The 13,544-nt window shown below is 44.9% G+C and carries 11 protein-coding genes; 5 read left to right on the top strand and 6 right to left on the bottom strand.

All coding sequences use genetic code 11. The features are described 5' to 3' along the window. Window positions 1–54: 54 nt before the first annotated feature. Complete coding sequence (locus B5X68_RS19400) at window positions 55–4,140, bottom strand: FG-GAP-like repeat-containing protein (RefSeq protein ID WP_082216417.1); 4,086 nt, start codon at window positions 4,138–4,140, stop codon at window positions 55–57. Window positions 4,141–4,310: 170 nt separating this feature from the next. Here B5X68_RS19400 and B5X68_RS19395 point away from each other — a divergent pair, with 170 nt between their 5' ends. Then, window positions 4,311–4,574: a hypothetical protein gene (locus B5X68_RS19395; RefSeq protein ID WP_082216557.1), complete on the top strand. Its 264-nt coding sequence runs from the start codon at window positions 4,311–4,313 to the stop codon at window positions 4,572–4,574. Here the strand turns inward: B5X68_RS19395 and B5X68_RS19390 are convergent. From B5X68_RS19390 to B5X68_RS19375, 4 genes are all read right to left on the bottom strand, one after another. Continuing rightward, window positions 4,571–4,849: a hypothetical protein gene (locus tag B5X68_RS19390; protein ID WP_141110350.1), complete on the bottom strand. Its 279-nt coding sequence runs from the start codon at window positions 4,847–4,849 to the stop codon at window positions 4,571–4,573. The two genes, B5X68_RS19395 and B5X68_RS19390, sit on opposite strands and share 4 nt — an antisense overlap. Before the next feature lie 96 nt (window positions 4,850–4,945). Further along, the gene (locus B5X68_RS19385) at window positions 4,946–5,482 is read right to left on the bottom strand and encodes a YceI family protein (RefSeq protein WP_082216415.1); all 537 of its coding nucleotides are present in this window, start codon (window positions 5,480–5,482) and stop codon (window positions 4,946–4,948) included. A 15-nt stretch (window positions 5,483–5,497) separates the two neighbouring features. Then, entirely contained in the window at window positions 5,498–6,520 is a 1,023-nt protein-coding gene (locus tag B5X68_RS19380) for a helix-turn-helix domain-containing protein (RefSeq protein WP_229208490.1), read from the bottom strand. A gap of 195 nt (window positions 6,521–6,715) precedes the next feature. After that, window positions 6,716–7,555 carry a sulfurtransferase gene (locus B5X68_RS19375; RefSeq protein WP_082216414.1) on the bottom strand — a complete coding sequence of 280 codons (840 nt, stop codon included), beginning with the start codon at window positions 7,553–7,555 and terminating at the stop codon, window positions 6,716–6,718. A gap of 109 nt (window positions 7,556–7,664) precedes the next feature. On the opposite strand from B5X68_RS19375, the gene B5X68_RS19370 reads away from it, so the two are divergent. Further along, entirely contained in the window at window positions 7,665–8,465 is an 801-nt protein-coding gene (locus B5X68_RS19370) for a GNAT family N-acetyltransferase (protein WP_082216413.1), read from the top strand. 30 nt (window positions 8,466–8,495) lie between these two features. Here B5X68_RS19370 and B5X68_RS19365 read toward each other — a convergent pair whose 3' ends face one another. Beyond that, window positions 8,496–9,245, bottom strand: coding sequence for a TlpA family protein disulfide reductase (locus B5X68_RS19365; protein WP_082216412.1), 750 nt, complete (start codon window positions 9,243–9,245; stop codon window positions 8,496–8,498). Between the two features lie 142 nt (window positions 9,246–9,387). On the opposite strand from B5X68_RS19365, the gene B5X68_RS19360 reads away from it, so the two are divergent. The 3 genes from B5X68_RS19360 to B5X68_RS19350 all read left to right on the top strand — a co-directional run. After that, window positions 9,388–10,644 carry a putative DNA modification/repair radical SAM protein gene (locus B5X68_RS19360; protein WP_082216411.1) on the top strand — a complete coding sequence of 419 codons (1,257 nt, stop codon included), beginning with the start codon at window positions 9,388–9,390 and terminating at the stop codon, window positions 10,642–10,644. Beyond that, entirely contained in the window at window positions 10,644–11,414 is a 771-nt protein-coding gene (locus B5X68_RS19355; RefSeq protein WP_082216410.1) for a TIGR03915 family putative DNA repair protein, read from the top strand. Before B5X68_RS19360 ends, B5X68_RS19355 begins: the two co-directional genes overlap by 1 nt. A gap of 223 nt (window positions 11,415–11,637) precedes the next feature. Continuing rightward, a partial coding sequence (locus B5X68_RS19350; RefSeq protein WP_082216409.1) for a CotH kinase family protein occupies window positions 11,638–13,544 on the top strand: 1,907 nt, incomplete at its 3' end.

Genomic DNA, 13,544 nt, shown 5'->3' with positions numbered 1-13,544 from the left:
CTGTAAACAGAAGGATTTTTCTATTGCATTTATCAGTACTGACTGTTTCCAGCTTTACTTTTCAATCACAACTTTGCGGCTGCTGTTAGAGCCGTCACCATGCGTTATCAAAAGAATATATTTTCCCGCCGAAAAATTCCGAACATCAATCTCCGAAACCGGACCGGAGGAACGGTACACCGAACGGCCGTCAACAGTCAACAACTGCACACTTTTAATTCGATCTGCTCCTTCCGTTTTTAATATTAACTTGTCGAATGCCGGATTAGGATATACGTAAATCGTTTCCCCTTCCTTAACAGCCATCGACTCCTCCGCCTTCCGCTTCACCGTCTCCGACATATCGTCCACGACATCTTCCGGTGTCGGCGCGATGCTGTTGCCCAGAAGATAAGCAGGCAAGTAACGCCACGGACTGTATATCTGGCCAGTGAGCGCAAGCGCGGGATCATACTTCACCCTAACCCGAACTTTGGTCGAAGGCCCCTGCTTGGCGATAATACATTTCAACTCAGTCCCAGTCAATCCCAGACTAGCATAAACATTCTGCGAACCAGTTAACATTGTACTATTCGTAATCACATTATTAGCGCCTTTCGAAAATGCCTGCCCCATAGCCTTCGTCTCCCAAACCAGCTTGCCTTTATTTTTTCCAAGAAAAGACTTGGCATATAGACCCGCTCCAAAATCGTTTTTGGCTTTCTGGGACAGGTTGATTGGGGTTGTGAGGTTGGAGTTGTAGAGGCGGAGGTTGTTTTGGAGGCCCTTGCCATTGTTTCCTTTGTATACCGATACCAAATCCTGAAAATAAGGAGATCCAACTAAGACATCAGAATAACCATCTCCGTTAACATCTCCTGCACCTGCGACAGACGATCCGGTCTGTGAATAGTCTAAATTTCCATCAAATTTTATTGGATTTAGCAGCGATATTCCTGTGGATGAACCGAGAAACACGAAAGCTGCTCCTCGATCTAGTGGCGGATAATAAATCGCTCCTACAATAATGTCAGCATAACCGTCTCCGTTAAAATCGCCCGCTTCGGATACAGAGCTTCCAAAATGGGCTGTTTGTCCAATCTCTAATATTGTTTTAGAAGAATTATTATTTATACCGTTTTGTGAACCATAGTAAACAAATGTAGCCCCCTGGTTTAGCGCGCTTATCATAAACAACGGACTTCCCACAGCAATGTCTACAAAGCCGTCACCATTTACATCGCCTGCGCCAGAGACGCTTTGGCCAAAAAATGCCCCAGCAGAATTGCTTTCAAGTATGGTCGGAACTTTGTTTACACCCAAAGCTGAACCATAAAATAGAAATGCAGCACCTTCCATATCTTGACCATTGCTATAATCTGGCGCCCCAACAATAATCTCATCAAATCCGTCGCTATTAATATCTCCAGCGCTTGCTACTGAAATTCCTAGTTGCTCCCACGATTGGTTGCCTTCAAATACCATTGCGGCATTAGCATTAACTCCTTGAGCGGACCCGTAGTACACAAATACGGCGCCCTCGTCGAATTGTTTGTCATAGTAAGGGTCGCCCACGACAACGTCATCGTAGCCATCTCCGTTCAGATCGCCTGCACTGGCTACACTTGAACCATACCTGCCATTCGTTTCATTGTCAGTAAATTTAAGAATCGAGGAATTATTTATGCTAATTCCCTGGCTTGACCCGTAGTAGATAAGTGCAGCCCCCCCGAATGTTACAACTCCTTTTTTTGGATCAAAATTTTGTTCATAGTTTATATCTCCGATTATAATATCGTCGTAGCCGTCACCATTTACATCACCAGCGCTTGCAACCGAGCCTCCTAAATCACCGCTTCCAGGAACATTTTCGATTTTAGTGGGCGTGTTTAGATTAATCCCTTGTATGGACCCGTAATATATATAAGCGGCACCAACTTGCCTACCTTGCACATCAAATGATGGCGCCCCTACTATAATATCACTAAAACTATCTGCATTAACGTCTCCTGCAGTAGCAACGGACATCCCGAATAAACAGTCATCTTGATATCCTTGAAATTGCAGGGAGTTTGCATTTTCACCCTTTGCCATCCCCAGCCAAACAAACGCTGCACCTTCATCCGCTTGCCCCTTATCATAAGTATTCGCTCCTGCAATAACATCGCTATACCCATCCCCGTTCACATCCCCTGCGCTCTTTACGGACCAACCGAAACCTGCATCGGCCTGGTTGCTTTCAAGGGTTGATGCAGGAGAGGATATCAGGCCGTTGGGTGAGCCATGATGAATTACGACTGTGCCTTCGTTGCCTTCACCCTTGTCATACTGCCAAACGCCGATCATGACGTCGCTATAACCGTCCCCATTGACGTCGCCAGCGCAGGCCACGGATATACCTTGCTTTGCTTCGGCCTGATTACTTTCCAGTCTGAGGGCTGCGCTGGCTTTAATGCCCTGTGCTGAACCGTGGTAGACAAATACAGCACCTTCATTGGTTTGCCCGAAGTCATATAAATAACTTCCAACAAGAATGTCGGAATAGCCATCCCCATTCACATCGCCCGCTGTTGTAGCAGACCAGCCATATTGGGCATTGATCTGGTTTCCTTCTAAAACCACGGACGCATTGTTGCCAACACCAATCGCAGAACCCAGATGGACAAATACAGCGCCTTCGTTATCGTGGCCTTTGTCGTAGGCATAAGCACCTACGAGTACATCATTGTAACCATCGCCATTCACATCGCCGGCCGCTGTGGAAACATAGCCATACTGGGATTTTTCCTGGTTTCCTTCGAGAATGTTATTGGCCAGCAGGTTGATACCAGCCGCTGAGCCATGGTAGATAAAAGCAGCGCCCTCATCCGTCTGTCCCTTGTCATACAAGGGCGCACCAACAATGACATCGCTGAAACCATCACCATTCACATCGCCCAGGCCCTCGACGGCCCTTCCGAATTTAGCATTTGGCTGATTGCCTTCCAATATGGTTTTGTTATTGCTGATTCCGGACGCTGAGCCATAATAGATCATGGCCACACCCTCTTTGCTTTCCCCTTTGTTATAAAACGGTGCGCCAATGATGATGTCGCTGAAACCGTCTTTATTAATGTCGCCAGCAGATGCTGCACTGGTGCCGAACTGGGCTTCGATTTGGTTGCCTTCCAATATGATCGCAGGATTGGGGGCTATCCCTGACGCCGATCCGTGATAGACAAACGCTATCCCTTCATTGCTTTCCCCTTTGTCAAAAAATGGCGCGCCAACGATCACATCACTGTAACCATCCCCATTGACATCGCCCGCCGAGGAAACGGCGTACCCAGCCTGTGCACCAGCCTGGTTACCCACCACTATTGCGTTGGCATTGGCTGGGTTTCCGTTCACAACAATCGGGTCAATGGTGATTGGGTAGGTTGCGTTTTGCACATTAACGCTTAGCGCTATGAGCCCATTCTCGTAGCGCATCGTGGCTAGCAAGGTGTCCCCATCTGCATCCCAGCATTTAATGTCCTTATAAATAAGGCTGTTAGTAAGCTTGCCTTGTTTGTTGTTCGCGTAGAAATGCAGCTCGTTATTTCCGAAATCGGTGACGTTTAAGCCTTGGGCTGATAGCCTCACCTGCAGTTCTTTGGTGTCAGCAGGGGCCGAGTCAATAATGAAGTTCTGGCGGACGCCTTCTTCGTTGTTGATGAATTCTTCCGTGAAACCCTTGTGTTTGATTTGAAGCTTGTTGTCCCCATTTTCAAGTGTTGCGTCAGATTGGGCCGAGAGAATCTTTAAACCGTCTGCAAAGATGCCTTCGTTGACCAGTTTCAGAGAAAAGTTGTGGCCGGCCGAGTCGACACGGTTCTTTATTGTTAACAGGCCTGGTCCATAGAAAGCGCGCAGGCCCTGCCTGCGGTTGGGACTTTGCAGTGTGTTTTTCTCCGAATCAAATGAAATGTTGTATTCCCGCACGGCCAGGCTTTGCTGGATGCTGGCCATTGTGGTGTCGTGGACGGGAGCTGACTGGTCGTTGGAAATTTCGGATTTTACTGATGCTGGGTTATCCGGAATGGATTTGATGGATGGGAACTTATGCATTTTTGCCACATAAGTTGCCGCCAATAGTATGAATAAAATGATATAACTGCCTTTCCTGTAATGCTGTTTCATCGTCTGAATTTTAGGGTTAATAAAGAATGTGAAGATGACATTAAGCCACCTTCGCAATTTTATTAATCCAAAATTCCCGAATGCAAACCGATGAATAAACGGTAATTCTATTGAACGAAAGGTAAGTGGCCTGGTTTTTTCAGCTGCATTTTAAACCAAAAAAAATGGGCATGGACATTTCAGAAAATAAAAAAGACCTTGAAGAAAAGATCCTTTCCAAACGTCAGCAAATTGAATTTGAGAAAACCAACCTGGATTTGACGACGGAATTTTCGCAAGAAAATCGTGAAAACCCGGAAGTTATGGAGGAAGCAAAAAACTTTGACGATCCTGCCGAAAGCGTAGTGGAAACGGAAGAACTGAAATCTCTGAGATCAGCGGAAAAGGATTTAAATGATTTGATAAAACAGCTGGAAGAGCTTAAAAATCGTTAAAATGCTTCGAGTTTCTCTTCCAGAAAGGTTTTATTGCGTACTAGCTCGGAAACCACCTCACTCCATTTGCCGGGATCATTTTGGAATGGATCGTAATTCACGTGCAACCGGCCTACGACGCCAAACAGGTTAGCAGATTTAACACGCAATTTGGAGACCAGGCCCAGCAAATTGAATACGTCCAGAATTTCGTGCGCTTTGCTGTACGAATAACTGTGTGTGGTGCAAAAAATCAGTGCCCCGTCCTTATAATGGCACTCTATATGATTCTTCATGGCTGTTAATAAATTGTTACCTTTCACTTACAAAATATCGTACCAATTATTTGTAAAATATATTCGTACAATTATTTCTAGCGATACATTTGCCCATTAATGAGAAATCACGGGAACTGAAACCTCAACCAAAGTTGAATCTGAGTCCTTTCCATTTGTTTTTCCAATCCCGAAATCTCCCCGGTTGACTTTAAATTTCCCATAAAAAAGTGACCCGGCTCCCTTTTGCTGAAATGTGAAAGGAATTGCCACTTCTTTTCTTATACCACGCAGTTCCAGCATTCCTCTGACCACAAATGCCGAGTCGATTCTCGTAACTTCCGATGAGGTGAAATGTATTTCGGGAAACTGCTCAGCGTCAAACCACTTATCGCTTTTCGCATGCTTGTTTTTCAGGTCATTTCCCGTTTCAATGGAGGCCACTTTAACTGAAACATCAAATTTTGCTGCTTGCAGATTTTCAGGGTCGAAGGTGATCAGGCCGCTAAGGTCGGAGAACGATCCTTTTGCATACTTCCCATCGAAACGAACGATGTAACCTTTGCCGATCTCCCATTCTGCGATATACAGGATAGTAAATGAGCTTAATATGATGACTGCGGCTAATGCGATGGATCTATATTTAGTGAACATCACTTCAAAAAAGTATCAGAGTGCGGAAAATATATTGCTTTTATATTTCGATGGGCTTGCATTATTATGCTTCTTAAAAGCCGCTGAAAAATGATGGGCATGCTCATATCCCAGAATGTGGGCTACTTCTTCCACAGATAGCGAACAGTTTAACAAAAGGTTTTCTGCATATTCCATTCGTTTTTTGCGTAGATAATTGAAAACGGTTGTTCCAAAAAGCAGTTTAAAACCTTTTTTGACCTTAAAATCATTCAAACCGCAGACGCGGCTCAGCTGGCTCAGGCTTAATTCATCCAGAAAATGTGCGTCGAGATAACTCCTAAGCTCGTGCAATTTATCAGCTTCGTCCGCCTTGATTTCGTTATACACAGGTTTGGGCGACCTGAACTGATTGATCTGGTGGCCAAGCAATTCAAGTGTTGCGGACTGGATCATCAGATTACGAAATGGGCCGGTGGCGCTGCAATCCCTTATTCGCTTAATTAGCAACAACATTTGCGGTGTGATTTCCAGTGTTCCCGCGACGCCGGAAAATGGTCTGTTGAAAAACAGATTACTCAGCACTTTTTCACTCCACGCATCATCGCAACCAATAATATCCGCAAAAAATGTTTTAGTAAAACTAATGTGAAACATTTCCAGCTCCGCATTGGCCTGAACGTGGTTGATGTCGCCATCCGTTGGCGAAAAAACGAGATTGTGCGTCTTTGGCCTCATTTTTAACTCTTCATTAAGGCCCTTGAACCGTGTGTTTAGTTTTCCTGCCATGTGAAAGTTGATGTTGACATTGTCTCCAGCATCCTTTCCCATCAGCAAAAGTTCCTGGTTCGTGCTCCACCGGAGATCCATCACGTGCATGTGCGGAAAGAGCGCATTTTTAAACCGCAAAGTCCCCACTTTCGTCTCATGAAAACATGTAAAATCACTGCCCCGGGTAGCAAAATGATCCGCCCCCACATACTGCGGATTCGGATAATTATGGAATTCGAGAATATCGGATGAGTTTAAGACATAAGCGCCCATTGTCGTGCTTTTCAAGGATTTATTTCCATTTTTTGCCAAAACAAAAATAGCCTGTTTCGCAACATGCGGGTCATTTTGAGTTATTGAACGGCGACAAAAAAAAAGCACAAAATCCTTTTGACGTGGACTTAAAACCGTTTTACGTGGGCTTTTTTGATCGCGCAGGCCGACTCTGCGGAAGATGCTGCAGTCTATTAAGTAGATTACAAGCTAGTTGCCAGTCGCCACGGGCCGGTCATTTCGGGACCATTCGCTCCATGAGCCCACGTAAAGAGCTGCGCCTTCCAAACCGGCATCTGCCAGCGCCAACAACGTATGACAGGCTGTAACGCCGGAACCGCAATGCACAATGACGTGCTTCGGGTTCCGCTGGCCTAATGCGCTTTTGTATTTTTCGGCCAGCTCTGCACTGGACAAAAAGTTGCCGTCTTTATCGAGATTGCCTGCAAATGGTATGTTCACAGCTCCGGGAATATGCCCCGCAACGAGATCAATAGGCTCGCTTTCTCCCACGAAACGGTAATTTTCGCGCACGTCGATGACGAGAAAATCCGGATTTTCGGCCGCTTCTGCGACTTCATCGGCGTCAACGTAGGGCAGCTGATAATCGATGAATTTGTAGTGTTGAGCAGAGGCGGGCTTTGCTGCTGTGCCTTTTGCAATCTGGAACCCGGATTTTTGCAGGGCTTCGATTCCGCCGCTCACTACATAAACCTTTTTGTGACCAGCCGCTTTAAGCATCCACCAAAAACGCGCAGCCGCATTCGCTCCTTTTTTGTCATCGTAAACTACCACCACAGAATCGGGTGTAATGCCTAGGTTACCCAACAATTCCCCAAAGGTTTCAGGGGCGGGCAAGGGGTGCCTGCCGCCAAGCGCAGCATTGTCTGACTTAACAGAAAGATCGGTTTCCAGATTTACAAAAAGGGCATTTTCTATATGCGCCGAGCGGAAACGTTCAAATGCATCCGGGCCGCCACGGGCATCCACAATGATTGCTTTTTGATCTTCGAGAAGCGGTCTGACATCTGCGGCTTTGATGATTTCCATAGAATAGGATTTTGGAATTGATTGATAAAAATATAAATATTTATCGCCTGCGGTAACTTCAAAGCATAATTTTAAGAATTTAGCAGCAAGAAAGCATCATTAGCCTTACATGAAAAGTTCAGAGTTTATTACAGCCGATTTAGAACAATTGCCTGCGGTGCAACCTGTTGACTGGGGCAATTTAATTCCCCGTTTTGAATATTTTCTTTCATCGCCCCTTTGTCATCCCATTAAAATATCCGAAAATGGTCAACTCGTTGCCATTGGAACGTCCATTATGCATGCAGATACGGTGTGGCTTGCATGCATTGTCGTCCACGCCGATCATCGGAATAAAGGGCTTGGAAAGGCAATCACTGAGGATCTGATCGGAAGCATTGACCGGACAAAATATAAAACGATTTATCTCGATGCCACCGAATACGGCTACCCGGTTTATACCAAACTAGGGTTTGAGGTTGAAACCACTTACTCGCATATGCGAAGCGCGGGAGGCGCGCCTGTAACTTCCTTTTCTAAGCACATTATGCCCTTTGAAGAACATTATTTGGATCAGATTTTTGACGTCGATGCGCAAGTTTCTGGTGAGGACCGAAGCGGTGTGATTTCTGATTTTATAAAATCCTCTTTACTATATGTTGTCGATTCGCAGGTCCAGGGATTTTACATTCCGGGATGGGGCGATGCGCCGATTATTGCCATTTCGGAGGCTGCAGGAGCGGCTTTGATAAAGCGACGGGCAATGGACGAAACAGCCGCGGTACTCCCGACCGGAAATATTTTTGCGATTAACTGCCTTAAAGAGCACCATTTCCATTATTACCGGATTTCGCGGCGTATGGTTTTAGGTGAAAAAAGAATTTGGCATCCAACTGGCATTTATAACCGGATCAGCGGGCAACTGGGATAAAGCTTGCGCATCCATCCGTGCAGGCGGACCCTATCTCAAAACCAACTCACTGATTGCGGAAAATTCAGTGTGCGGCGCCATTGCCTTAATGTTGCCTTTTTTGTCCAGCAAAATAAAATAAGGCGTTTCGCTGATTTTGTAGCGCTGGTTAAAACCATACGATTCAGGAACGGGAACAAAGCCACAATTCCGTTTCGGGATCGCGTCCAGACATTCGTCTTCGGTATTTAATGTAGTGCCCAGGGACACGATTTCTATTCCTTTTTTCCGGTTCTGATCTATAAAATCGGTGATTACTTTTGTGCTGGCGAGTGTGTAAAGGGGTTTTTCAAACTTCACCCAAAACCCAAGCAACACATATTTCCCCTTCAACTTTTCCGAATTGTACTCTTTCCCATCCAAACCCTGCATTACAAATGGAGGCAGCGGCTCCCCTACTTCGGGCATCAGATCAGAATTTTGCATAACCGAGCCATTATCCTGGATCAGCAGCTGGCTTTTTTTCACGATTTCAAACGATGAGGCCTTTCCGTATTTGTCAAAAATGGGCTGAGTTCGGTAAAGGCCGGGATTTTTTCGAAGCATATCATCATAAACCGCATAACTGATCCGCTTGCCAGTGGCATGATCATAAATGGGCGAATCCTTCGTCATAACGATCTTCTGGCTCACTTTTCCGTTGTAGCGGGTCACTTTTGGCTCTTCCGGCTGGGCATAGGCAAATGAGCAAATTGAAGCAAAAAAAAGGTGTAAAAAAATCTCAGTACGACCGAAATTCATCTGGAACGGTTTTATTATTTAAGATCTTATCAGTATCAAAAATTTGATACTATATTGCACTACCATAACGCAAATATCGTTGTTATAACTGGTTAGTGCTTCACAATATTTTAGTGCCGGGCAACTTATTGAAAAAATTTATATGTTCGAGAGGATACGTGAGAAGTTGGAAATTTTGGCGGATGCAGCAAAGTATGACGTATCTTGTTCATCCAGTGGCAGTAATAGAAAGAATGAGAATAAAGGTCTTGGAGATGCGGAGGGCACAGGAATTTGCCACACTTACACAGAGGACGGCCGTTGTGTTTCCCTGCTTAAAATCCTGTTAACCAACCATTGCATTTATGACTGTGCATTCTGCGTTTCGCGGCGTAGTAATGACATAAAACGGGCAGCTTTTACGGTTGACGAAGTGGTTGAGCTGACCATGAATTTCTATCGCCGAAATTATATCGAAGGTCTCTTTTTAAGTTCGGGTATTTTCAAAAATGCCGACTATACGATGGAACGCCTTGTTCGGATCGTAAAAAAACTACGGACTGAACAGCGGTTTAACGGGTACATTCACCTGAAAACCATTCCCGGTGCCAGTGAGGAACTGTTGAAGGAAGCGGGTTTGTATGCAGACAGGATGAGTATTAATCTGGAAATGCCAACAGAAACGGGTCTAAAATTACTGGCACCGGAAAAGTCACATGACGATGTAAAAAAACCACTGGACTACATTCAGCAAACCATAACCCAATTTTCAAGCGAAAAAGCGCTTATTAAAGCAGTTCCCAAATTTGTTCCCGCGGGTCAGAGCACGCAGATGGTCATCGGCGCAACGCCAGAATCCGACAAGGAAATCATGCATATGGCGAATACTTTTTATAAGGACTTCTCTTTAAAAAGAGTTTACTATTCCGGCTATATTCCCATCAGCAATGACTCCCGATTGCCCGTTATAGGCTCGCAACCGCCTTTGATCAGAGAGAATCGATTATATCAAACGGACTGGCTCATGCGCTTTTACGGGTTTGATGTTAAAGAGATTTTGAATGACGCGCATCCCAATCTGGACGTGGACATTGATCCTAAATTAAGCTGGGCTCTCAGGCATCTGGAACAATTTCCGATTGACGTGAATACTGCTGATTATAAAATGATTATGCGTGTTCCGGGCATTGGCGTGGCCTCTGCATTGAAAATTGTCCAGGCAAGAAAATTCGGAAGGTTGCATCAGGACCAGTTAAAAAAGATTGGAATTTCATTCAATAAAGCCAAACATTTTATAAGATACGCCGATAGTCCCTTACAGCTCCGTGATTACGAGTCGGGCCACATTAAGGCGTTGATATTATCCGAAAGCAGCAGCAAATACACCAGAATTCCGAAAAACCAGCTTTCTATTTTCTGATGGAAATATTCGTTTTTGACGGGACTTTGGAGGGTTTGCTGACGGCGGTTTTTGAATGTTATCAGAAAAAAGCAAAGGATGTAAAAATCGTAAGCGAGGTGCATCATGTGCCGGATGTTTTTAAAGAAGCATTTCATGTCATCAGCGATGATGTCAAGGCGAACCGCGTTTGGAAAGGTCTGGCGAAGAAGTTGGATAGCAACTGGATGAAATCGATTTACAAAGCTTTCCTTTCCGAGCAGCCCGCCACTTTTCAGGATTTATTTGAATTCATCCGCTATATCATTGATAATCAACCCGGAGCGGAAGCGAATTTTGGAAACCGCTATGTGTTGGAAATTTCTCAGATGAGCCACAAAGTCCATCGCGAAAAACACCGGATGGAGGCTTTTATCCGTTTTCAGAAAACAGCAGATGAGATATTCTACGCGCACATTGAACCCGATTTTAATGTCCTCCCACTGCTGATTGACCATTTCAAAAATCGCTATGCCGATCAAAAATGGATTATCTACGACTTAAAGAGAAAATACGGCCTGTTTTACGATCTTGAAAAAGTTGAAGAAATCGCATTTGACTTCACTGCTGAAATGTCGCCGGCGCTCAATGCACTTCCTGGAAATGTCCTGGATCCGAAAGAGGAACTTTACGCTTTGCTATGGAAAGATTACTTCCGAAGCGTCAACATTCCAGCCAGGAAAAATATGAAACTTCACATCCGTCACGTGCCAAAACGCTATTGGAAATATCTTTCTGAGAAGCAGGGATGAAAATCAAAGAAGGCCACGCACGAGGACGAATAATTGCTACCGGCAACCAAACAATTTCTCTTATTAGCAGTTTGTGCTGATAATTATTTCTTCTAACGGTCTGTTTTTTTAAATCAACGGCCGGTTTCAATTATTATACGGTAAGCATAAATTTTATGATTATATTAAGTTTGATAGGTAAACTTTTTCTACTTCATAAATATTCATCACGAATTTAAATATTATGAGAAACCTATCCATTCTAATCCTCTTTTGCGTGCTTTCGTTCGCAGTCCGGGCTCAGATCGTGCCGGACAATTACCGCTACTATGTAGATGAAGGTCGAAAGCTGATAGTTTGTAATCAGCTGCCCACGCCAGCACAGATCACTGCTTCACCCATCCAGATTCAATTTTCTAACAAAACATTTACGTTTGGCGGAGGCGTCAATGCGTTAAATCATGGCATCAAATATGCAGTTACCAATAGCGGCAATACGTATTCTTTGTACTTCACCCAATTGCCGTTGGTAAACCTGGAAGTGCCTGATCCGTCTCAGATAAATCTGGAAGAAGAAATTCCGGGAGGCATATCCATTGCGGAGGCAACATCTACCCCACTGATTTCAAACATGGCGATACGCATCCGTGGTAACAGCTCATCATTTTTCCCGAAAAAAAATTACCGGGTACAGTTTAAAGATGCCCAGGGTAAGAATAAGGATGAATCTATTCTGGGATTGAGAAGCGATAAACGCTGGTTGTTTTTTGGAATGTGGAATGAGGAGTTAAGGTCTACAAATAATGTTTCCCATAATCTCTGGATCGATATGCATAAGCTTTATTATGCTGCATCCGAACCGTCAGCCGTATCCTCGATCCGAACCAAATATGTGGAAGTTTTTATGAACAAATCATATAAAGGCGTGTATATGATCGGTGAGGATATGGATCGCAAGCAGTTGCAGCTGAAAAAGAATGATGGCGATGTGACGAGAGGCGAGTTATTCAAAGCGGATGACTGGTCACTATCGGCCGCCTGGGAAGGAATTGGTGTAGCGAAACCTGCGCCTGGTGCAGAAGATTGGCAGAGCTGGGAGCTGGAATATCCTGATTACAGCGACTGGAATAACCATCACAATCTTCTTAAAGCGGTTATAGAATCGTCAGATGATGATTTTAAGGCAAATATCTGGAACTTGTTTAAGCAGGAGAATGTCATCGATTACTTCATTTTCCTGAACCTGCTGTCGGTGGAGGACAACATGGAGAAAAACTATTTCATTGGCCGTTACGATCAAGGGCAGCCCTGGTTTTTCGTCCCCTGGGATTTGGATGGTGCCTGGGGATACTTTCCTGATGGTGTTCGAAGCAACAAGATCCAGGGAGATCGCCAAAACGGCCTTTTCAAAAAGCTTTTCCGCACGAACCCGGACGGCTTCAAGAATAAGCTCGCAACACGTTACTTTCAGCTCAGACAAAATTTATTGACAGAAGCAAACCTGAAAAACCGTTTCCAATCGAACTATGATTTACTGAATTCCAATCTGGTATACGAACGGGACGCCGCGGTTTCACAAGACAATTACGGCGGTCCTAACCGATCAGGCGGTCTGGCATATGTGAACAATTACATTACACAAAGATTGGCCTGGCTTGACACTTATTTTTGCCCTATGAAGGATGGCGGCTGCAATGGCCAATCGTCCTGTGCTTTCGATATTACAGCCAATGCTTCCAACACAAGTCCGGCCTGCTCTGCTAGCGTCACCTTATCATCAGGCTGCACAGGAGCAGATTGCGCAGGCGTTACTTACACATGGACCGGAAACGGCATTAACCAGACTGGAAGCTCAATTAATATCACGGCTCCGGGAGCAAACGGCACTTACACCTACACCGTAAAAGCTTCCAAAAGCGGGTGTGCGGACAAAACGGCAACCGTTACTTTGAACATTACCAATTGCACACCGCCTGTTGGCAATGATCCTTTCAGTGCATGCCTGGAAGCTGAAAACCAAAGCGGAAACGGCTCCATAACCGGCGACCCGAATGCTTCCAACGGCAGCACAAGAGGTGATAAAGACAATTACAACCATTATGTGGATTACGCGATTAATGGCGTAAAAGCGACAGGGACGCATCAGGTGAA

Source organism: Dyadobacter psychrophilus (assembly GCF_900167945.1).
Classification (GTDB): domain Bacteria; phylum Bacteroidota; class Bacteroidia; order Cytophagales; family Spirosomataceae; genus Dyadobacter; species Dyadobacter psychrophilus.
Note: the sequence above shows the minus strand (reverse complement) of the source record. Positions and strands in the feature narration are given on the sequence as shown.

Excerpts from the sequence above, each read along its gene's own strand:
- B5X68_RS19390 (WP_141110350.1), bottom strand. The coding sequence starts at position 4,849 with ATGAAGAATCATATAGAGTGCCATTATAAGGACGGGGCACTGATTTTT.
- B5X68_RS19360 (WP_082216411.1), top strand. The coding sequence starts at position 9,388 with ATGTTCGAGAGGATACGTGAGAAGTTGGAAATTTTGGCGGATGCAGCA.
- B5X68_RS19365 (WP_082216412.1), bottom strand. The coding sequence starts at position 9,245 with ATGAATTTCGGTCGTACTGAGATTTTTTTACACCTTTTTTTTGCTTCA.
- B5X68_RS19385 (WP_082216415.1), bottom strand. The coding sequence starts at position 5,482 with ATGTTCACTAAATATAGATCCATCGCATTAGCCGCAGTCATCATATTA.
- B5X68_RS19375 (WP_082216414.1), bottom strand. The coding sequence starts at position 7,555 with ATGGAAATCATCAAAGCCGCAGATGTCAGACCGCTTCTCGAAGATCAA.
- B5X68_RS19395 (WP_082216557.1), top strand. The coding sequence starts at position 4,311 with ATGGACATTTCAGAAAATAAAAAAGACCTTGAAGAAAAGATCCTTTCC.
- B5X68_RS19400 (WP_082216417.1), bottom strand. The coding sequence starts at position 4,140 with ATGAAACAGCATTACAGGAAAGGCAGTTATATCATTTTATTCATACTA.
- B5X68_RS19355 (WP_082216410.1), top strand. The coding sequence starts at position 10,644 with ATGGAAATATTCGTTTTTGACGGGACTTTGGAGGGTTTGCTGACGGCG.
- B5X68_RS19370 (WP_082216413.1), top strand. The coding sequence starts at position 7,665 with ATGAAAAGTTCAGAGTTTATTACAGCCGATTTAGAACAATTGCCTGCG.